This window comes from Pseudonocardia cypriaca, assembly GCF_006717045.1.
GTDB classification, from domain to species: domain Bacteria; phylum Actinomycetota; class Actinomycetes; order Mycobacteriales; family Pseudonocardiaceae; genus Pseudonocardia; species Pseudonocardia cypriaca.
Genome location: NZ_VFPH01000001.1, coordinates 3,498,331 through 3,517,466, shown reverse-complemented (window position 1 = coordinate 3,517,466; position 19,136 = coordinate 3,498,331). Strand labels below are relative to the sequence as shown.

Below are 19,136 nucleotides of genomic sequence, written 5' to 3'. Positions count from 1 at the left end.
TGGGACGCATCATTGCATCGGCTCCATTAACGTTAATGGGGACAGACCGAGGCAGGCTAGGAGGCTTCGCTCCAGCGTGTCAAGGGATCAGGCAACGACTGTCGACGCCCTTGACCATGCCGTTCCATTAACGTTAATGTCCGCGTCCGCCACCATCCCCGTCGCCTGGAGTCCGCATGTCCGAAGCCCGCTCCGCGCCGTCCGCGGAGTCCGCGTTCCGGTCGGCCCTGCTGTCGGTCGACCCGCGCCTGTCGAAGTTCCGGCCGCTTCCCCGCATCCTCGCGTTCGACGCGTTCGACTCCGGCACGCACGGCTGGACCGAGCTGCTCGGCAACTACGACGGCCGCGGCAACCTCGACACGGTCGACGACCACATGCGCGACTTCCGGCCCCCGCAGCTGTCCTCGTGCACGTTCTTCGACATCGGCACGCACGGGGCAATGAGCGGCACCTACGCGCTGAAGCTCGCGACGCGCCCCATCCCTGGCCACACGGCCACCGCGATCCGCCGCCTCACGATGAGCGGCCGCGGGCTGCTGCAGATCGAGGCGTACTTCACCTACAAGTCCGAGGCGAACCTCGGCGGCGGTCCGGAGAACGACCGGTTCGGTGACGTCGTGTGGGACGGGAACCTGCACCCGTCCGAGGCGCAGTTCGGCGCCTTCACCGTGGCCACCGACCTGTGCGGCGACGGCGGCCTGCGCTACCACACGGTGGCGCGCTACCTGAACACCGACCTGGACAACCGGCTGGCCCGGCAGTGGGTCTACCCGACGGTGCCCGAGCCGACCCCGCGCGAGCACCTCGAGGGCAAGGTCAAGCTCGGCTACGCTGCCGACTTCACCGCGCCGAACCCGGAGGACTGGGAGCCGTTCGGCGAGCCCCAGGAGCTCTGCTACAACGAGGTGCCGACCAAGGTCAACTGGCACTACCTGCGGTGGCAGATCGACACGGAGGCCCGGCGCAACGTGGAGCTGCAGGTCAACGACCGCGTTCTGGACATGAGCGACGTCCCGGTGCCCCCGTACGCGGAGCGCTACGACTCGCTGGAGAACCTGCTCAACTTCTACTTCTCCGTCCGCACGCACTCCGCTACGAGAAACTTCCTGTTCCTCGACTCCGTCGTCATCTCCGTCGATTGGTGAACCTGGTGGGTCCCCTGATGAGGCAGTCGCAGACCGCGGTCCTGGAGCGCAACACCACGCTCACGGGCGAGTTCGCCACCGAGCCGTACGAGGCGGCGTGGGCGGGCGAGGCGCGGTGGTTCGTCCAGGTGCTCGAGCGGTCGGCTGAGGACGCCGAGCTCGTCCTCACGACGCAGATCTCGCCCGACGGGATCACGTGGTGCGACCACGACGGCGGCTCGCACCGCACCGAGGGCGAGCTGACCACGTGGGCCGTGCACGAGTTCGGGCAGTGGCTGCGCGTCCGCGGTGCGGTCACGCCGGCGGGGGCGCAGGTCAAGGTCCGCATCTACCTGGCCGTGAAGAGCTGAGCCGATGACCTCCCGCCGGCCCACCCTGCGCGACATCGCCGAGGCGCTCGGCCTGTCGGTGAACACCGTGTCGCGGGCGCTGGCCGGCAAGTCCGACATCAGCGCCCGCACCCGGCGGCTGGTGGAGGCCGAGGCGCAGCGGATCGGGTACGTGCCGAACACGCTCGCGCGGTCGCTCGTGCTCGGGTCGGCGATGACGCTCGGCCTGGTGATCACCACCCCGTCCAACCCGTTCTACGCCCAGCTCATCCACGGGGTGGAGGTGCAGGGGCGCAAGCACGGCTACTCGATGCTGCTGCTCGTCACCGACGAGTCGGAGACGATCGAGCAGGGCGCGGTCGAGTCGCTGCTGCGGGCCGCGGTGGACGGGGTGCTCGCGGTGCCGGTGCAGGGCGGGTCCGACCCGTGGCACCGGCTCGCGACGGCGGGCATCCCGCTCGTCCTCGTGAACCGCGACCTGCCCGCCGGGCGGCACGACTTCGTCGGCATCGACTACGAGCAGGGCGCCTACGACGCCACCCGGCACGCGATCGAGGCAGGCGCGCGGCGGATCTGGATGCTGGAGGAGGACCTGCCGATCACCACGATCGCCGGGCGGGTCGCGGGCTTCCGGCGGGCCATGGCCGAGGCCGGCCTGCCGGTGCCCGACGACGCCGTGCGCTCGGTGCCGACGCGGCGCCACGAGTCGGCGGCGCTTCCGTGGCAGCCGCAGGAGTCCTACGTGGTGGCCCAGGAGATCGTCGACCGCGCCGACCGGCCCGACGCCGTCCTGGTGGGCAACGACTACTTCGCGCTCGGCCTCTACCGCGCGCTCGCCGAGCGCGGGCTGCGGGTGCCGGACGACGTGCTGGTGCTCGGCTACGGCGACTTCCCGTTCTCCGGGTTCCTCACCCCGCCGCTCACCAGCGTGCGACTGCCCGCCTACGAGGTGGGCGCGTCGGCGGTGGACCTGCTCGTCGAGCGCGTGCGCAACCGGTCGGCCGCGCCTGCGCAGAAGCGGCTGCTGCGGCCCGACCTCGTGGTGCGGCCGTCCTCGACGTTGGTGACGTCCTAGACGGGTGGTCGCGGAACGCGATCCGGGGCGGGCGTGCACATCGTGCGGGGTCGGTGCACATGTCCGGCCGTGTGTGTGGTGGCGGGACGGTGTGCACGGTGGCCGCCGAGACCCGGCGGCCCGGCCTCGTGATCGCCGTCCCGTGGCCGGCGAGCCGGGGCCCGGGGCGGGTCGGTCTGCGCCATCGCTATCAAGGCCGCTCGTGCGTTCCGCGGAACGCACGGCGGGTGCTGTCGTGGTGGGGAATCGTTCCTGTGGACGGCATCCCGACCAGGCCGAACCGGCCACAGCGCACCATGATCCGAACTGGCGGTTGTTCATGGCTGCGGCCACGACCATGAACGCCCGATACAACGGATCATGAACGCCAAGATCGCGAGTATCGGTTGTCCACGGCTGTCCGCACAGCCATGGCGGACCGATACTCCGGATCATGCTCGTGACCGCCACCGGACGGGGCTCGGCAAGAGCGCCGAACGCCCGTGATCACTGGTTGTAGCGCCGGAGGATCTCGTCCATCTCGTCGAGGCCGCGCCACTTCTCCAGCAGCAGCTCGCAGACCTGCGTCTCGGTCAGCTCGGGGAACTCCTCACCCATGGCGACCAGGAGGCGGCTCGCCTCGTCGCCGCTGAGGCCTCGGGTCAGCGCGTTCTCGAAGTACTGCTGCCGCGCGAGGGACGGGCGTCCCCCGCCGGCGCCGCGTCCCGGCAGGCCGTCACGCCACTGCACGATCTCGTCCAATCTGCGCGCCGCCCAGCCGGGCGCCCCGTCGACCTCGACATCGGGTTCGGGGAACGGGTGGGCGGAGTCGCTGGGGTAGCGGGAGCGCCACTTGTGCACGGCGTGCCGGCTCACCCCGAGAGCCTCGGCGATGCCGAGGACGCCGAGGTAGCGCTCCCTCATGACGAAAACCTTGTCTCTAGCGTGGACAGAGTATTCCCCGAGGACTGACCTGGTCAACCGAGGAGACGACGTCGGTCAGTCGCGCATCAGCTCCACCACCGGCTCGAACGCCTCGTAGTACGGGTCGTGCACGGTGACGTAGGAGAAGCCGTAGCGCTCGCGGGACGCTCGCAGCTGCTCGGCCATCTGCGCGGGAGTGCCGATCAGCAGGAACGGGGTCTCCAGGGCCTCGTCGACCGTCATCTCGCCACCGAAGCGGGCGACCAGGTCTTCCGCGGCGGCGCGGCGGTCGTCGGTGGGCACGACCATCTGCACGAGCACGTGCCACTCGATGTCGTCGGCCCGCTCGCCTGCCAGCTCCCTGACGAACCGCACCCGCTCGTCGGCCTCCGCGGCGGTGCCGAGCCGGAACGTCCCCGGCGGCTCGCCGGGCACCTGGTACACGCCCGCGACGCCGATGATGTCGGCGTGCCGCGCGGCGACGGACAGCACCCGGTCGCCGGTGCCGCCGACGATCAGCGGCGGGCCGGAGCCGTCGAAGCCGGTGCGCTGCACCGGGACCGGGGAGTGGCCGCCGGGCAGCGCGGCCAGGTCGGCGGTGAAGAACCGGCGCAGCTCGGTGATCGTCTCCTCCAGCCGGCGCGCCCGCGCGCCGAACGGTTCCCACGGGATGCCGGCCACGTCGAACTCGCGTTTCATGTGCCCGGCGCCGAGGCCCAGCTCCAGGCGGCCGTCGGACAGGATGTCGAGCGACGCGGCCTCCCTGGCGAGCAGCGCGGGGTTCCAGAACGGCGCGTTCAGCACGAGCGTGCCGACCCGCAGGTGCTCGGTCACGTCGGCCGCGGCCTGCAGCACCGGGAACGGCGCGGGCCCGCCGAGGTGGTCGGGGGCGAAGACCGCGTGGAAGCCGGCGCTCTCCGCGCGGCGGCACCGCTCCTGCAGGGCCTTGCGTGACGGGATCCCGAAGACGTTGAAGGAGAACCGGAAGTCGCGAGCCACGGTCGATCAGCCTTCCGCTGCGTACGGGTGGGTACAAGGACGGTTCGCCGTCGGCGGACCGGATCAGCGGGGCTGCCTCCCGAGCACGACGACGTCCGGTGCGCCGCGGGCCACCGGCACCTCGAGCGTCATGACGTCGACGAAGAGCCCGCCCATCCGCGCCACGAGCGCGGGGGAGGGGGCGGCGCTCCACACGGCCAGCACCCCGGCGGGGGTGAGGGACCGAGCGGCGGCGGCGAGGCCGGAGTCGGTGTAGAGCCGGGCGTTGGCCGGGCTGACCAGCCAGTCCGGCCCGTTGTCCGTGTCGAGGCAGATCGCGTCGAACGAGGCCGGCGCGGCCGTCGCGATCCGATCGGCGACGTCCGCCTCGTGCACGGCGACGCGCGGGTCGGCGAGCGCGTCACCGTGCAGCGCGGCGAGGGGACCGCGGTTCCACCGGATCACCGCGGCCTCGCGCTCGACCACCTCGACCGCGGTGACGGCGGGGTGCACGAGCGCGGCGGCCAGCGAGAACCCGACCCCGAGCCCGCCGATGAGCATCCGGCCCGGTGGCGGCATGCGATCCGCCGCCGCCGAGACGAGCAGCCGTTCGGAGCTGCCGCCGCGGGTGTCCATGAGGAACACCCCGTTCGCGACGATCTCGTGGTGCTCCCCGTCCCGGCGCAGCACCAGCTCGCCCGCGAGCCCGCTGGTGCGCTCGACCACCTCGCCGGTCACGCCGCCACCGCCCGGCAGACGTACATGCAGTTCTGCGGCCGCGGCGTGTCGAGCACCTCGACGTCGGTGAACCCGGCGCCCGCGAGCATCTCCCGGGCCCGTTCCTGCCCCCACATCGCGCCCAGCCCGGTCCCGCCGGTCGCGATCGAGGTGGGCACGCAGAACAGCAGACTGATGCCGTAGGACAGCGGGGCGTGCGGGTTGCCGGCGTTGTCCTCCAACCGCGTCGCGAAGTTCGTGTCGACCATCAGGAACACCCCGTCCGGGGCGAGCGCGTCCCGGATGAGTCCCAGCACTGCTTCCGGCGCGGCCTGGTCGTGGATAGCGTCGAAGGCCATGATCACGTCGAAGGGCTCGGCGGGGGCGAGCGCGGCGGCGTCGGACACGGCGAAGGTGGCGTTGGACAGCCCCAGTGCCGCTCGCTCCGCCTCGGCACCCGCGATGGCGTCGGCCGCGATGTCGAGGCCCTCGAACGTCGAGCGCGGGAACTCGCGCGCCATCACGTTGACGGCGTGCCCGGTGCCGCAGCCGAGGTCGAGCACGCGCACCCCGGTGCGCAGGCGGTCGAGCAGGCCGGGCACGGGCCGCAGGAAGCCGTCGACGAGGTGCTCGTCGTAGATGTAGCGCCACGTCTCCCCGAGCCCGCCCGCCGACACCTTGGCGTACTCCGCGATCGGGACGCCACCGCCGTCGGTGAAGCACCGCTCGACCTGCGGGAGCACGGATCCGAGCGTGCGCATGCTGCTCGCGGCGGGGCCGACGTTGCGCGACGTGGCCCCGGTCAAGAGCGCGGCGTGCGCGGCAGGCAGTGAGTACCGCCCGTCGGCCGGGTCGTATTCCATGATCTCCCCGGTCACCATGGCGCCCAGCCACTCGCGCACGTACCGCTCGTGCAGACCCGCGCGCTCGGCGAGCTCCGCGCTGGTGACGGGCCCGTGCGCCGCGGCCTCGAACAGGCCGGTGCGGTGGCCGATGCCGATCAGCATCGTGAGCATGCCGCCGGTGAGCATGCCCAGCAGTCGTTCGCCGAAGGCGCGGGTGCGGTCAGGGTCGGGCTCCACCCCGGCGAGTCTTCCAGCCGGGCGGCCCGGGTACTCGACGCCATGCACTCAGTGGGGGAACGGAACCGGTCGACGCCGACCGGCGTCGGGGCGGTGCCGCTGGCGGCGGCCGGGCTCGCGGTCATCGCGGTCTGCTACGGCCTGGCCCGGTTCGCGTACGGCCTCTTCGTGCCGGCGTTCACGGCGGAGTTCGGTCTCGGCGCCGCGGCGGCCGGGGCGATCGCGTCGAGCAGCTACGCCGGGTACTGCGTGGCCGTCGTCGTGGCAACGCTCGCGACGGTCCGGTGGGGGCCGCGGGCCGTCGGGACGGCCGCCGGGGTCGCCGCCGTGCTCGGCACCGGGCTGATCGCGATCGCCCCGGGCGTGCCCGTCCTCGCGGTGGGGGTGGTGGTCGCCGGGTCGAGCACGGGTCTGGCCTCCCCGCCGCTGGCCGACGCCGTGGCCCGGTGGGTGCGCGCCGAGCGCGCCGACCGGGTCCAGGCCGTCGTCAACGCCGGCACCGGGGTGGGCGTGGCGGCATCCGGGCCGATCGCGCTCGCGCTGTCCGGGAGCTGGCGCCTGGCGTGGGCGGCCTACTGCGGGATCGCGGTGCTGGTCACCGTCTGGGCGGCTGTCACGATTCCGCCCGGCCGGTCCCGGCGCCCCTCGCGGGCCCCCGGCGGCGGGGCGTGGTGGCGGCCGGGGACGGGCCGGCTCCTGCTGGCCGCCGCCGCGCTGGGTGTGGGGAGCTCGGCGGTGTGGGTGTTCGGCCGGGACCTCGTCGGGGCGGCGGGCGTGAGCGCGGCCGCCTCCACCCTGATGTGGATCGTGCTCGGGGTGGCCGGGGTGGCCGGCGCCTTCACCGGCGACCTCGTCGCGCGCACCGGCCTGGGCGTCGCATGGGCCGTGGGGATGCTGCTGCTCGCCGCCGCGACCGCCGCGTTCGCCCTCGTTCCCGGCGTGCTGCCGGTGGTGTTCGCGGCCGCCGCGCTGTTCGGGGCGGTGTACATCGGGCTCACCGCCGTGCTGCTCGTCTGGGGGACCCGCATCCACCCGGACGCGCCTTCGCTCGGGGTGGGGGCGGCCTTCCTGCTCATCGCGGTGGGGCAGGCCCTCGCCGCACCCGCGATCGGCCTGCTCGCCGACCTCGCGACGGCGCCGGTCGCGTTCGGTGCGGCCGCGGTCGCGGCGGCCGGTGGAGCGCTCGCGCTGCCGCCCGCCCGAGGGGGTGTCAGCGGGTCAGCGCGAGCCGGGCGGACAGCCCGATGAAGATCGACCCGGTCGCGATGTTCAGCCGCCGGACGGCGGCGCGCCGCTCGGCGAGCAGCGTGCCGAGCCGTCCCGCGAGCAGGCCGATGGGACCGTCGACGAGCAGGTCGACCACCACGAACGCGGCGCCGAGCACGAGGAGCTGGGTGGTGACGCTCCCGCGTGCCGGGTCGACGAACTGCGGCAGGAACGCGGCGTTGAACAGCACGACCTTCGGGTTGAGCAGGTTGGTGAGCAGGCCGCGGCGGAAGGCGCGCCCACGCCCGTCGCCCGCCGCGTCGGCGCGCACGAGCGGCTCGTCACGCCTGCGGAGCGTCGTGATCCCCAGGTACAGCAGGTACGCGGCCCCGCAGAGCTTCACGACGACGTAGAGCGTGGGCACGGCCGAGAACAGGGCGGCCAACCCGAACGCGGTGGCGGTGGCGTGCACGGCCAGCCCCGCGGCCACGCCCGCTGCTGCGCAGAGCCCCACGGCCGGGCCACCCGCGGCGCCGACCGCCATCACGAACAGCATGTCCGGCCCCGGCGTGAGCACGAGCACCGTGACGGCGAGGACGAACGCCGCGAACAGCGCTGGATCCACCATCGCCCGAGCGTGCCACAGGACGCACGGGCCTGCCGGTGGTCGATCGGGGCTCGGGAGTTGAGGGTCGACTCAGCGTTCGCCTCGGCCATGGCGGATCCCATGGCCGAGGCCGGGGAGGCCTGCCCTTCCCCCGCTGACGGTGACGATCGTGGCGAGCAACGCAAGGGCGGCAGCGGGAACGCCGAGCAGGGTGACCGACAGCCAGTCCTGGGCCAGGCCGCCGAGTCCGCCACCCATCGCCACGCCCAGGTAGATCGCGGACGAGTTGAGCCCGAGGAGCACCGGTGCGGAGGCGGGCGCAATGGTCACGAGGCGATGTTGCTGCACCACCGCGGCCATTCCATCGGTCGCTCCCCACACGGCGGCCCAGACGCATGCGACGACCAGGTGGCCGACCATGAGTGGGCTGATCGCGAGCAGCACGGTGCCGCCGACGAGCGCCGCGACCGCGGCCCCGAGCGCCGGGATCTTGTCGGCGAGATGGCCTGCGAAGAAGTTGCCGCCGAGGACTCCGACGCCCACACGAAGAGGATCACGGTGGGGGCCTGGGAGAACGATCCGGTCGTCGCGCCCGCGGTGACTGCTCCGATGTAGGTGTAGACGGCGTAGTGCCCGGCCATCACCAGGAGCGTCGCGACGAGGATGGTGAGGACCTCGGGCCGGCGCAGCGGGGCCAGCCGGGCCGTGAGGCTCGTCGCGGGCAGTACGACCTCGGGCAACGCCACCGAGATACCGATCAGGGCAGCGATGCCGAGGGCGGCGATGGCCCAGAGGGTGAGGCGCCAGTCGACGCTGCCGATCAGGTTGCCGAGAGGCATGCCCAGCGCGGTGGACAGGGTCAGTCCACCGATGACCAGCGCCATGGCGCGGCCTCGCCGTTCAGCCGGCGCGATCGCGACGGCTGCGCTCGACGCGGTGGCGGTGATGGTGGCCGCACCGGCTGCGGTGAGGATCCGGGCCAGCAACGCCGGCACGTAGGTCGGGCTGAGTGCGGTGACGACATTGCCGACGATGAACACGATCAGCGCGAGCTGCAGCGCCGTGCGGCGGTCCAGTGGGCTCAGCAGCCAGCTCAGAACCGGCGCGGCGACGGCCAACGTCAGTGCGAACACGGTCACCAGCTGGCCGGCTGCCGGCACGCTGACCTCGAGGTCGGCGGCGATGGCGGGCAGGAGGCCGGCCATCACGAACGCGTCCGTTCCGACCGCGAAGGTGGCCAGCGCCAGCGGCAGCAACGGACCTACGAGGGGGCCTGATCCCTTCGGCCCTGGCTCGGTGGTCCCGGTGCGGTTCAAGCGTGGTCGCCGGCCTGTTGGGACAGGCTGAACTCCACGCCCTGGTCGTCTGCGCAGTGTGCGTAGGCCCCGGAGGGGATGCGGATCGGATCTTGCGCGGTGCCGCCGAGTTCGCGCACCCGCGCGACGGCGGCGGTGATGTCGTCGACGGCGAAGAAGATGCGCGGGTGTCGTGACGGGTCGTCGTGCGGCGTTCCGCCCATGGGCTGGGGCCCCTGGATCATCGAGTAGCCCGGGAAGTTGCCCTCGTGGAAGGTCCAGCCGAAGAGCGAGCCCCAGAACCGCTGGGTTGCGCCGATGTCGGTGCTCGGCAGCTCGAAGTAGGTGACCTGTCCATTCATGACGCTCGTCCCCCCGTGTATGTCAGCTTTCTGACACGGAGCGTATGTCAGAATGCTGACATGGAGCAAGGGGAGACCGTCGGTGATCTGGACCGGTCGGTGGGCTACGTCGTCAAGCAGGTGCAGGCCTCGCTGCACGCCGCGATGGACGGGGTGCTGCGGCCACTGGATCTGAGCGTTGCCCAGTACGCGTGCCTCGAACTGCTCGGACAGCGCCCCGGCCTGTCCAACTCCGAGCTCGCCCGCCGGGCCTTCGTCACCCGCCAGTCGATGAACCTCGTTCTGCGCCGGCTGCAGGAGCGGGGCCTGCTCACCAGGCCCGACCAGGCCGCATACGGGCGGGCGCTGCCGACCGAGCTCACGTCGGCCGGGCAGGCGAAGCTGCGCGAGGGCAGTGTCGCCGTGCGCGCCGTCGAACGGCGGCTGTTCTCGCCGTTGTCCCCGGCGCAGCAGCGCCGGCTGCGCGATGACCTGGCCGCCTGCGCAGCCGCCCGGTTCTCCGAGTAGTCCCGCGGATCCCGGAGCCGACGCTTCGGCCCGCGTTGACAGAGGTTAGATATCTAACCTATTTTCGCTGCGGACTCGGACAAGGAGGTCGGACATGCGGGCAGTCCGGATAGCTGGCGTGGCGGTCGCCGCCGCCGTCCTCGCGGCGGCGGGGTGCTCGAGCGGAGGGGGAAGCGGCACGGGAGGCGGCGCGGCAGAGCCGGCCGAACCACTGTCGGTCTGGCAGTTCTACGGCGACGAGTCGATGCCGACGGGCAAGCCGTTGTACGACCTCGTCGCCCGCTACGAGCAGCAGAGCGGCACCGACGTCGACATCCGCTTCATCCCGTACGACGACTTCAACCGCACCCTGACGCAGGCCGCTGCGGCCGGCGACGGTCCGGACATCGCGCTTATCAGCGCGTTCGACACGGCGGCCATGGCGGATGCAGGCGTGATCCAGGACCTGAGCCCCCAGGTGCAGGCGTGGGGCCAGCAGGGCGCCTACTTCCCGACCGGCTGGGAGTCGACCCAGGCCGACGGGAAGACCTACGGGATCCCGCACCTCGCCGACGCCTACGCCGTCTACTACAACACCGCGATGGTGCAGAAGGCCCCGACGACGTGGGCCGAGATGGAGTCCACCGCTGCCGCACTGTCCGGCCAGGGCCGGGCCGGCCTCGCCGTGAGCGGGATCGAGGGCGCCGAGGGCGCCACCGGCCTTGCGATCCGGATGCTCGCCGCGGGCGTGCAGCCCACGCAGATCGACAGCCCCGGCGGGCACGCCGCGCTCGAGTCGTTCCGGCGGATGGTGGCCAGTGGCGCGCTGTCCGAGGGCTTCCTCACCTGGAACGAGGAGGACGCGAAGAACCAGTTCGCCACCGGCCAGGCCGCGATGATGATCAACTCGGCGACGTACGTGAACATCCTGCGCGAGGAGAACCCCGACCTGCAGTGGAGCGTCGCCGTGCTGCCGTCGGAGGCGACCGGGCAGACGATGCTGTCCGCGGAGAACCTGACGATCGGCGCCACCAGCGACGACGTCGACCGCGCGTGGGACCTCATCACGTTCATGCAGCGGCCCGAGGAGCTGCAGGTCTACCTGCCCGAGCGGAACAAGCTCCCGGCTCGCAACGACGTGCCCGGCACCGCGGAGGACCCGGTGCGCGCCGTCTTCGCCCAGCAGCTCCAGCAGGCGTGGGCGCCGGACGCTGCGCTGGCCCCGCACACCACCGAACTGCTGACGGCGCTGCAGGCCGCGCTCCAGCAGGCGATCAGCGGCACCCCGGTCCCGGACGCGGCCCGCAGCGCGCAGGCCACGATCGACGAGGCACTCGGGACGTCATGACGGCGGTTCTCGATCGGACCCGCACGCCGGCACCGGCCCACCGGCCGCGTCGGCGTGCGGGCAACCGGACCGACCAGCTCTTCCTGCTGCCCGCGGTGGCGTTCGTCGCGGTCACGGTGGTGTACCCGCTGATCTACAGCGTGGTGCAGGCCTTCCAGGACGTCGGGCTCCGGGAGGTGATCCGCGGCGGCGCCGACTGGGTGGGGTTCGCCAACTTCGCCGACCAGTTCGGCCGGGCCGAGTTCTGGCAGGCCCTGTGGCTCTCGCTGGTGTACACGGTCGGCACGGTGGTGCTGACCTACGCGGGCGGTCTCGCGCTCGCGCTGCTGTTCGTCCGCCGATTCGCGGGTCGCAACGTGATGCGGGCGTTGCTGATGCTGGCCTGGATCCTGCCGACGGTGGTCGGCGCGAACGTCTGGCGCTGGCTGCTCGACGGCTCGTACGGGCTGCTCAACGCGGTGCTGCGCGGGCTCGGCCTCATCGACGGCGACCTCTTCTGGCTGGGCCAGCCCGGGCCCGCGATGGTGTCGGTGATCGCGGCCACCGCGTGGAGCTTCGCGCCGTTCGCGATGATCCTGCTGGTGGCGGGCCTGCAAGGGGTGCCGACGATGCTGTACGAGGCGGCCCGCATCGACGGCGCCGGCGCGTGGCAGCAGTTCCGGCACGTCACGCTGCCCGCGCTGCGTCCGGTCAGCGTCACGGTGATGCTGCTGATCTTCATTTTCGCCTTCAAGACGTTCGACACCATCTACCTCATGACGCGCGGCGGCCCGGGCGGCGCCACGCTCACCCTGCCGCTCTACGCCTTCCAGGAGGCGTTCGAGTTCCGCCGCTACGACACCGCGGCCGTCGCCACCACCGTGATGCTGCTGGTCCCGCTGGTGCTGTCGATCTTCTACTTCCGGTCGCTGCGCAGGGAGGAGACGGCATGACGCGCGAACGCATCCGGCTCGTCGTGGCCGTCGCCGTGACGGCGGTCTACCTGCTGCCCGTCTACTGGATGCTCAACACCTCGTTCAAGCAGCAGGCCGACGTGTTCGCCCGGCCGCCCGCGCTCGTGCCGGTGCCGCCGACCCTGTCGGCGTACCAAAGCGCGGTCTTCGACGACCCGGACATCGGGCGCGGCCTGCTCAACACGTTCGTCATCGCGACCGGGACCACGCTGCTCACGCTGGTCGTGGCCGTCCCGGCGGCGTTCGCGCTCGCCCGCCTGCGCATCCGGTGGGTCACGCCCGCGCTGCTGCTGTTCCTCGCCGTGCAGATGATCCCGGCGGTCAACCTGGCGCTGCCCATGTTCGTGCTGTTCGGGCGGGTGGGGCTGGTCAACACCTACGCCGGGCTGATCATCGCGAACTGCTCGCTCTCGATCCCGCTCGCGATCACGATCATGCGGCCGTACTTCCTGTCGGTGCCCGGCGAGGTGCTCGAGGCGGCACGCGTGGACGGCTGCACGACCTTCGGCGCGTTCGTCCGGGTGGCCCTGCCGGTCAGCATCCCCGGCGTGATCACGATGGCGGTCGTCAGCTTCCTCGGCGCGTGGGGCGAGTTCGTGTTCGGCCTCGCGCTGGCGACCGGCGACGAGCTGCAGCCGGTCAGCGTGGTGATCGCGAAGCTGACCAACGCGTTCGGCACCCGGTGGAACGAGCTCATGGCCGTGTCCGCCGTGGTGGCCGTGCCGGTGATCGTCCTGTTCGTGCTGCTCCAGCGTTACATCGTCGCCGGTCTCACCGACGGCGCCACCAAGGGTTGAGAGAGGACCTGCTGTGCTCGAGATCTGGGCCGCCACGCCGACCCCGTTCACACCGGACGGGAAGCTGGCCCTCGACGTCGTCGCGGCGCAGGCCGCGCACCTGCACGCAGCGGGCGTCGCCGGTGCGTTCGTCGGCGGGACGACCGGCGAGTTCGCGGCCATGGACACGGCCGAGCGGCAGTCGCTGGTAGAGGCCTGGCAGGACGCCCGTCCGGCCGGGATGAAGCTGGGCGTGCACGTGGGGCACACCGACCTCGCGCAGGCGCAGCAGCTCGCGGCGCACGCCGAGTCGTGCGGGGCGGATCTGATCGGGGCGGTGGGCCCGTACTACGGCGATGCTCCGAGTCTCGACGCGCTGGTGGCGCACCTCGCCGCGGTGGCGGCGGCGGCGCCGGGCACGCCGTTCGGCTTCTACCACATCCCGAGCATGACGGGCTCGGCCCACCGGCCGTCGGACGTGGTGGCCGCGCTCGCCGCGGCCGCGCCCACCGCGACGGCGGTGAAGTTCACCGACGGCGACCTGCTGGAGTACGACCGCACCCGCGCGGCCGCTCCCGGGATCGACGCCTTCTTCGGACGCGACGAGCTGCTGCCTGCGGGGCTGGCCTGCGGCGTCGAGAAGGTGATCGGCAGCCTCTACAACGGCATGGCGCCGCTCGCGCACGCCGTGGCCGCCGCGTTCGAGCGGGGCGAGCCGGCCGAGGCGTACCGGCTGCACACCCCGTTCCGCGAGGTGGCAAGGGCCGCGAACGCGCACGGGGGGATCGGGTTCCTGAAGGCGCTGATGAACGAGCTCGGCCCGGATGCAGGCCCGGCCCGCTCGCCGTACGGCCGCCTGGACGCCGCCGCACGTGCCAAGGTGGGCGAGCTGGCCGGAGCCGTCCGGGCGGCACTGGAGGGGGCCGATGGCTGAGAAACGGGTCAAGAACCCGATCTACCTCGAGGCCCAGGCCCGCCTGCGCGACTTCATCACCGAGGCCGGGCTCGGCCCGGGGGACCGGCTGCCCCCCGAGGCCACCCTGGCCGAGCGGCTCGGCGTGAGCCGGCTGTCGCTGCGCGAGGCCACCCGCAGCCTGCAGACCCTCGGCGTCATCGAGGCCCGGCACGGCAACGGGCTGTTCGTCTCGGCGTTCTCGTTCCGCCCGCTGATCGAGCAGCTGCCCTACGGGCTCGCCGCCACCGGCACCGGGCTGGAGGAGATCCTCACCGCGCGCGAGGCGATGGAGGTCGGACTGATGCCGGCCGTCGCCCGGCTGAACCCGCAGGTCGAGCTGGCCGAGTGCGCCCGGCTCGCCGACGAGATGACCGCGCTCGAGTCCCGCGGGAAGCCGATCACCGAGGTGGACAAGCGGTTCCACCTGCTGCTCTACCGGGCGCTGGGCAACCCGCTCGTCGACAACCTCATCGAGGTCTTCTGGGAGCTGTTCACGCGGCTCGGCGACTCCATCCCGGTGCCGCCCGAGGGCGGGCGCGGCGCCGTGCACCTGCGGATCATCCGGGCACTGCAGTCCGGCGACGCGGGCGAGAGCATCGGGGCGATGCAGCAGCACTTCGACGACATCCGCGGGCGCGCCGCGTTGCTGAGGGCTCCCGCCGAGGACGCGGGCTGACCCCGTGGAACCACTGACCGCGTCCACGCTCCGCGGGGCGTGGGCCACCGTGCTGCTGCCACTGCGCGACGACGACGGCATCGACCTCGACGTCCTCGCCGCCGCCCTGGACCGCGTGCTCGCCTCGGGGGTGCACGGCGTCTACGCCAACGGGACGGCGGGGGAGTTCCACACGCTCACCGACGCCGAGTACGACCGACTGCACGCGCTCGTGGCGGACCGCTGCGCCGCCGCGGGGATGCCGTTCCAGCTCGGGGCGAGCCACCCCAGCGGGCAGCTGTCGCTCGACCGGATCGCCCGCGCCGCCGCGCTGCGGCCCGGCGCGATCCAGGTCGTGCTGCCCGACTGGCTGCCGCTCGGGCCCGACGAGGTGCTCGCCGCCGTCGAACGGATGGCCGCGGTGGCCGACGGCGTGCCGCTGGTGCTGTACAACCCGCCGTACGCCAAGACGCAGGTGCCGCCGGAGCTGTTCGGGAAGCTCGCCGACGAGGTCCCGGCGCTGGTCGGCGTGAAGGTGCCGGGCGGCGACGACGCCTGGTACGCGCGGATGGCCGACGCCGTCGGCGGGCGCATCGCGATCTTCGTGGCGGGCCACACCCTGGCCTCCGGATACGCCCGCGGTGCAGCCGGCGCGTACTCGAACGTGGCCTGCCTCAGCCCGGCCGGAGCCGCCCGCTGGTACGCGCAGATCACCAGCGACCTGCCCGCCGCGCTGGAGTTCGAGGGGCGGCTGCGCGGCTTCCTGGACGCCCACATCGGCCCGCTCGGCCGCGCCGGCTACTCCGATCCCGCGCTCGACAAGACGCTGGCCGCGATCGGCGGCTGGGCGCCGATCGGCACCCGGGTGCGCTGGCCCCACCGGTGGGTGCCCGAGGAGGCGATCCCGGCACTGCGCGCCGCTGCGGAGGCCGCCGTCCCGGAACTGTTCACCGGACCGTGAGTGGCCCCGTGGCTCGGGCCGCGACGGGCAGGGCCGCCACCGCGGCGGCGTAGGCCTCGTCGGGTGAGAGCCGCCCACCTGCTGCGTGTGCCTCGTCGAAGGCCGGTTCGCCGATGGCGGTGCGGGCGGCAGTGGCGGCACGGTCGACGTCGTGGCGTTCGGCGGGGGCCAGCGGGAGCCCTGCCGCCCTGCGGGCGGCGTCGGCGGCGCCGAGCAGCACAGCCGCCGCCTGGAACGATCCGGTCGCCGCGAGCGCGCAGGCCAGGCCTTCGATGGCGCCCGCGCTGTCCCGTGGTGCGGCGATCTTCTGCGCGGCGTCGTAGGCCTCGCCGTGCAGGCGCGCGGCCGTGTGTGGATCATCGCGCAGCTCGGCGACGAAGCCGAGCTCGATCAGCACCATCGGCACGTGGACCGCGATGTCGCCGCCGCACCGCGGCGTGTCTGCGAGCACGGTGTCCAGCTGGCGCTGTGCCGTGTCCAGCCGCCCTTCCTTGCGGGCGGCGTAGGCGAGCACTATGCGGGCGAACAGCTGCCCGTCCAGGAAGCCCTGCTCGGTGGCCAGCCCGAGTGCCCGCTCGCCGTACCTCCTGGCCTGCGCGTGGTCACCGGCCTGCATCGAGATCCAACCGAGCCAGGACAGCCTGGAGGAAACCTCGGCCCAGAGGCCGAGCTCCTCGCACCAGCGCAGGCCTTCGCGGTGCAGCGCGGCGGCACGCTCGTGGTCGGCGGTGAGCTCGGCCAGTGCGCCGAGCCAGCACGTCGCTTGCAGCTGTCCCCATCGGTCACCGACGCCGCCGAACAGCTCGGCCGCCCGCCCGGCCTCGCGCCGCAGCACCTCGAGGTCGCCGCGTACGTGCGCGAGCCGGGCCCGGCCCAGGTACGCCGCGCCCTCGGTCCACCGGTCGCCGCAGGCCCGGCTGGTCGCCAGCGCGCGCTCGAGCAGCTCGGCGGCGCCGGGGAGGTCGCTGGTGGCGCCGGTGTCGGCGAGGAACCACTGGGAGCGTGCCCGCGCGACCGGGTCGGGGATCGCGTCGATGACCCGCAGGGCCGCGACGTGCCTCTCGGACCCGTCGGGATCGCCCAGCATGAGCGCGATCCCGGCGCGCCAGGCGAGGGCGGCTTCGTACAGCCCGGCCGTCGCCTCGCCGACCGGTGCGAGCGCCGCATCGAATGCACGCCTGGCCTCACCCAGCCTGCCGCGCAGCACCCAGTACCAGGCCAAGGCCGCGACCATGCGGAGCGCGCGGTCCCGGTTCGGGTCGCCTGCGGTCGTGGCGAGGGCGGCCCGCAGGTTGGAGGTCTCGGCATCGAGCAGGCGCAGGACGCGTGGCTGCTGCGGCCCGTGCAACTGGGCCGCAGCCTCCTCGGCGAGCACGAGGTAGTGGTCGGCGTGCCGGCGGCGCAGCGCGGTGAGCTCGCCCGCCTCGCCGAGCCTGTCCAGGCTGTACTCGGCCACCGACTCCAGCAGCCGGTAGCGCAGGCGTTCGCTGGGCACGACATCGACCAACGAGCGGTCCACGAGGCGGGCCAGCAGGTCCGGCACGTCCAGCGCAGGAAGCCCGGCGTCCGCGGCGACCGCAGCCGCCGCGTCCGCGGTGGCGCCGTCGGCGTGCACGGCGAGCCTGCGCAGCAGGACCTGCTCCGACGGGCTGAGCAGGTCCCAGCTCCAGTCGATCATCGACCGGAGCGTCTGCTGGCGCGGCGGCGCGCCCCGGTGACCGGCGGCGAGCAGCCGGAACCGGTCGTCGAGCCGGGCCGCGACGCCGTCGACGCCCAGCGCGCGCACCCGCGTGGCGGCCAGCTCGAGCGCCAGCGGGATGCCGTCCAGACGCCGGCACAGCACGGCCACCGGCGCGGCGGTGCGGTCGTCCAGCCGGAAGCCCTTGGCGGCGGCCGCCGCCCGCGCGACGAACAACCGAACCGCGCTGCTGCCGGCCAACGCCTCCGGGTCGGCCGCGCCGGGGTCGGGTACGTCCAGCGGCGGGACGCTCCACACGACCTCACCCGCCAGGGCGAGCGGTTCCCGGCTGGTGGCCAGTATCCGCAGGTCCGCTGCGGCGGCGAGCAACCGGTCTGCGAGCTCCGCCACGTGCGCGACGACGTGCTCGCAGTTGTCGAGCACGAGTAGGAGCTGCCGCCCGCGAACCACCTCGACGAGGCGGTCCAGCGGTGTGGTCCGCTCGCCCGGCGCCGCGTTCGCCCGGACGTCGAGCGCAGCGAGCACGGCGTCCACCAGCGACGCGAACGGGTCGGGGTCGGTGGGACCGCCGACGGAGGCGACCGGGGCCAGCTCCACGAGCCAGCCGCCGTCGCGGAAGCCGGGAGCGGCGGCCGCGGCCGCGGCGAGCGCGAGGCGGGTCTTGCCCACCCCACCCGGCCCGGTGAGGGTGACGAGCCGGTCGGTGGCCAGGTGCGCCTCCACGTCGGCGACCGCGGCGTCCCGACCGACGAGTGCGGTGCGCGGCGCGGGCAGGTTGCCCCGGCGTGGGGGTGGCGGGTCGAGTGCCGGATCGCGGGTGAGCACCGCCTCGTGGAGTGCGACGAGCTCCGGGCTCGGATCGAGCCCCAGCTCGTCGGCCAGTAGCGCGCGCAGCTCCCGGTAGCTGTCCAACGCCTCGTGCTGGCGCCCGCTGCCGTGCAGCGCCCGGATCGCGCATCCGCGCAACCGTTCCCGCAACGGGTGCTCGGCCACGAGCGGACCGAGCTCCGCGGCCACCGCCGCGTGCTCGCCGAGGCCGAGCCTCAGCTCCGCGACGTCCTCCTGCGCAACGAGCCGCTGCTCGGTGAGGTGGGCGATCGCCACCGTGGCGAACGGTGCGTCGGCGAAATCGGCGAGGGCGGGCCCGCGCCAGAGGCCGAGCGCCTCGGTGAGCAGCGCGACGGCCGTGCGCGGCCCGGCGGACCTCGCCTGCGCGACGAGCCCGGCGAACCGGCCGGCGTCGACGGCCTCCGGCGCGGTCCGGAGGGCGTACCCGGCCGGGCCCGACACGACGAGGGAGCGCCCGCGGGGCTCGGCGTCCTCCAGCACGCGGCGCAGCTGCGAGACCTTGGCCGACAGGGTCGCCGCGGCCGACGGCGGGGGGCGTTCGCCCCAGATGTCGTCGATCAACCGGTCGGCAGGCACGGGTCTGCCCTCGTTCACCAGCAGGTCGGCGAGCAGCGCGCGCACCTTCCGGCCGGGCACGGCGAGGGGCGTGCCGTCGTCCGTCCACACGGCCACGGACCCCAACATCCCGAATCGCACGATCGCACCTTATGTGTGTTCCGCGGGACGGCAGCCGGACCGCAAGGAAACCGAAAACG

At 73.2% G+C, this 19,136-nt stretch carries 20 protein-coding genes; 11 read left to right on the top strand and 9 right to left on the bottom strand.

Annotated elements, in window-relative coordinates; translation table 11 throughout:
• Positions 1-176: 176 nt before the first annotated feature.
• From FB388_RS16740 to FB388_RS16730, 3 genes are read left to right on the top strand one after another with little or no spacing between them, the layout of a single operon-like run.
• On the top strand, positions 177-1,145 hold the full coding sequence (locus tag FB388_RS16740) for a DUF6772 family protein (RefSeq protein ID WP_142101975.1): 969 nt from the start codon (positions 177-179) through the stop codon (positions 1,143-1,145).
• A 17-nt stretch (positions 1,146-1,162) separates the two neighbouring features.
• Positions 1,163-1,495, top strand: coding sequence for a hypothetical protein (locus tag FB388_RS16735; protein WP_142101973.1), 333 nt, complete (start codon positions 1,163-1,165; stop codon positions 1,493-1,495).
• A gap of 4 nt (positions 1,496-1,499) precedes the next feature.
• On the top strand, positions 1,500-2,549 hold the full coding sequence (locus FB388_RS16730; protein ID WP_142101971.1) for a LacI family DNA-binding transcriptional regulator: 1,050 nt from the start codon (positions 1,500-1,502) through the stop codon (positions 2,547-2,549).
• 486 nt (positions 2,550-3,035) lie between these two features.
• On the opposite strand, the gene FB388_RS16725 is transcribed toward FB388_RS16730, so the two are convergent.
• The 4 genes from FB388_RS16725 to FB388_RS16710 form a co-directional block, all read right to left on the bottom strand.
• The gene (locus FB388_RS16725; protein ID WP_142101969.1) at positions 3,036-3,452 is read right to left on the bottom strand and encodes a hypothetical protein; all 417 of its coding nucleotides are present in this window, start codon (positions 3,450-3,452) and stop codon (positions 3,036-3,038) included.
• Positions 3,453-3,527: 75 nt separating this feature from the next.
• Positions 3,528-4,451 carry an LLM class F420-dependent oxidoreductase gene (locus FB388_RS16720; protein ID WP_142101967.1) on the bottom strand — a complete coding sequence of 308 codons (924 nt, stop codon included), beginning with the start codon at positions 4,449-4,451 and terminating at the stop codon, positions 3,528-3,530.
• A gap of 63 nt (positions 4,452-4,514) precedes the next feature.
• On the bottom strand, positions 4,515-5,168 hold the full coding sequence (locus FB388_RS16715) for a spermine/spermidine synthase domain-containing protein (protein ID WP_211361948.1): 654 nt from the start codon (positions 5,166-5,168) through the stop codon (positions 4,515-4,517).
• The gene (locus tag FB388_RS16710; RefSeq protein WP_246121991.1) at positions 5,165-6,229 is read right to left on the bottom strand and encodes a class I SAM-dependent methyltransferase; all 1,065 of its coding nucleotides are present in this window, start codon (positions 6,227-6,229) and stop codon (positions 5,165-5,167) included. Before FB388_RS16710 ends, FB388_RS16715 begins: the two co-directional genes overlap by 4 nt.
• A 51-nt stretch (positions 6,230-6,280) precedes the next feature.
• Between FB388_RS16710 and FB388_RS16705 the strand changes: the two genes are divergently transcribed.
• Entirely contained in the window at positions 6,281-7,477 is a 1,197-nt protein-coding gene (locus tag FB388_RS16705; RefSeq protein WP_211361947.1) for an MFS transporter, read from the top strand.
• Here FB388_RS16705 and FB388_RS16700 read toward each other — a convergent pair.
• From FB388_RS16700 to FB388_RS16685, 4 genes are all read right to left on the bottom strand, one after another.
• Positions 7,440-8,063, bottom strand: coding sequence for a LysE family translocator (locus FB388_RS16700; protein ID WP_142101963.1), 624 nt, complete (start codon positions 8,061-8,063; stop codon positions 7,440-7,442). The two genes, FB388_RS16705 and FB388_RS16700, sit on opposite strands and share 38 nt — an antisense overlap.
• Before the next feature lie 69 nt (positions 8,064-8,132).
• On the bottom strand, positions 8,133-8,372 hold the full coding sequence (locus tag FB388_RS16695; protein WP_142101961.1) for a hypothetical protein: 240 nt from the start codon (positions 8,370-8,372) through the stop codon (positions 8,133-8,135).
• Positions 8,369-9,298 (bottom strand): MFS transporter, encoded by a 930-nt coding sequence (locus tag FB388_RS16690; protein WP_142101959.1) that lies wholly within the window; start codon positions 9,296-9,298, stop codon positions 8,369-8,371. Before FB388_RS16690 ends, FB388_RS16695 begins: the two co-directional genes overlap by 4 nt.
• Positions 9,299-9,354: 56 nt before the next feature.
• A complete protein-coding gene (locus FB388_RS16685) occupies positions 9,355-9,699 on the bottom strand; it encodes a VOC family protein (protein WP_142101957.1) in 345 nt (114 codons plus the stop codon).
• A 60-nt stretch (positions 9,700-9,759) separates the two neighbouring features.
• Between FB388_RS16685 and FB388_RS16680 the strand changes: the two genes are divergently transcribed.
• The 7 genes from FB388_RS16680 to FB388_RS16650 all read left to right on the top strand — a co-directional run bounded on the left by FB388_RS16680 (position 9,760) and on the right by FB388_RS16650 (position 15,833).
• The gene (locus FB388_RS16680; protein WP_142101955.1) at positions 9,760-10,206 is read left to right on the top strand and encodes a MarR family winged helix-turn-helix transcriptional regulator; all 447 of its coding nucleotides are present in this window, start codon (positions 9,760-9,762) and stop codon (positions 10,204-10,206) included.
• Between the two features lie 94 nt (positions 10,207-10,300).
• Positions 10,301-11,533 (top strand): ABC transporter substrate-binding protein, encoded by a 1,233-nt coding sequence (locus FB388_RS16675; protein WP_142101953.1) that lies wholly within the window; start codon positions 10,301-10,303, stop codon positions 11,531-11,533.
• Entirely contained in the window at positions 11,530-12,465 is a 936-nt protein-coding gene (locus tag FB388_RS16670; RefSeq protein WP_142101951.1) for a carbohydrate ABC transporter permease, read from the top strand. Before FB388_RS16675 ends, FB388_RS16670 begins: the two co-directional genes overlap by 4 nt.
• Positions 12,462-13,283 (top strand): carbohydrate ABC transporter permease, encoded by an 822-nt coding sequence (locus FB388_RS16665; RefSeq protein WP_142101949.1) that lies wholly within the window; start codon positions 12,462-12,464, stop codon positions 13,281-13,283. The genes FB388_RS16670 and FB388_RS16665 overlap by 4 nt, the downstream gene beginning before the upstream one ends.
• Before the next feature lie 13 nt (positions 13,284-13,296).
• Positions 13,297-14,196, top strand: a complete 900-nt coding sequence (locus FB388_RS16660; protein ID WP_142101947.1) for a dihydrodipicolinate synthase family protein — start codon at positions 13,297-13,299, stop codon at positions 14,194-14,196.
• The gene (locus tag FB388_RS16655) at positions 14,189-14,893 is read left to right on the top strand and encodes a FadR/GntR family transcriptional regulator (RefSeq protein WP_170225643.1); all 705 of its coding nucleotides are present in this window, start codon (positions 14,189-14,191) and stop codon (positions 14,891-14,893) included. Before FB388_RS16660 ends, FB388_RS16655 begins: the two co-directional genes overlap by 8 nt.
• A 4-nt stretch (positions 14,894-14,897) precedes the next feature.
• A complete protein-coding gene (locus tag FB388_RS16650) occupies positions 14,898-15,833 on the top strand; it encodes a dihydrodipicolinate synthase family protein (protein ID WP_142101943.1) in 936 nt (311 codons plus the stop codon).
• Here FB388_RS16650 and FB388_RS16645 read toward each other — a convergent pair.
• Complete coding sequence (locus FB388_RS16645; protein WP_246121988.1) at positions 15,820-19,053, bottom strand: AfsR/SARP family transcriptional regulator; 3,234 nt, start codon at positions 19,051-19,053, stop codon at positions 15,820-15,822. The genes FB388_RS16650 and FB388_RS16645 overlap by 14 nt on opposite strands.
• Between the last annotated feature and the right edge of the window lie 83 nt (positions 19,054-19,136).

Coding starts and splice junctions, on each gene's coding strand:
- FB388_RS16655 (WP_170225643.1), top strand. CDS start 14,189: ATGGCTGAGAAACGGGTCAAGAACCCGATCTACCTCGAGGCCCAGGCC.
- FB388_RS16725 (WP_142101969.1), bottom strand. CDS start 3,452: ATGAGGGAGCGCTACCTCGGCGTCCTCGGCATCGCCGAGGCTCTCGGG.
- FB388_RS16740 (WP_142101975.1), top strand. CDS start 177: ATGTCCGAAGCCCGCTCCGCGCCGTCCGCGGAGTCCGCGTTCCGGTCG.
- FB388_RS16730 (WP_142101971.1), top strand. CDS start 1,500: ATGACCTCCCGCCGGCCCACCCTGCGCGACATCGCCGAGGCGCTCGGC.
- FB388_RS16700 (WP_142101963.1), bottom strand. CDS start 8,063: ATGGTGGATCCAGCGCTGTTCGCGGCGTTCGTCCTCGCCGTCACGGTG.
- FB388_RS16685 (WP_142101957.1), bottom strand. CDS start 9,699: ATGAATGGACAGGTCACCTACTTCGAGCTGCCGAGCACCGACATCGGC.
- FB388_RS16665 (WP_142101949.1), top strand. CDS start 12,462: ATGACGCGCGAACGCATCCGGCTCGTCGTGGCCGTCGCCGTGACGGCG.
- FB388_RS16670 (WP_142101951.1), top strand. CDS start 11,530: ATGACGGCGGTTCTCGATCGGACCCGCACGCCGGCACCGGCCCACCGG.
- FB388_RS16735 (WP_142101973.1), top strand. CDS start 1,163: ATGAGGCAGTCGCAGACCGCGGTCCTGGAGCGCAACACCACGCTCACG.
- FB388_RS16675 (WP_142101953.1), top strand. CDS start 10,301: ATGCGGGCAGTCCGGATAGCTGGCGTGGCGGTCGCCGCCGCCGTCCTC.
- FB388_RS16680 (WP_142101955.1), top strand. CDS start 9,760: ATGGAGCAAGGGGAGACCGTCGGTGATCTGGACCGGTCGGTGGGCTAC.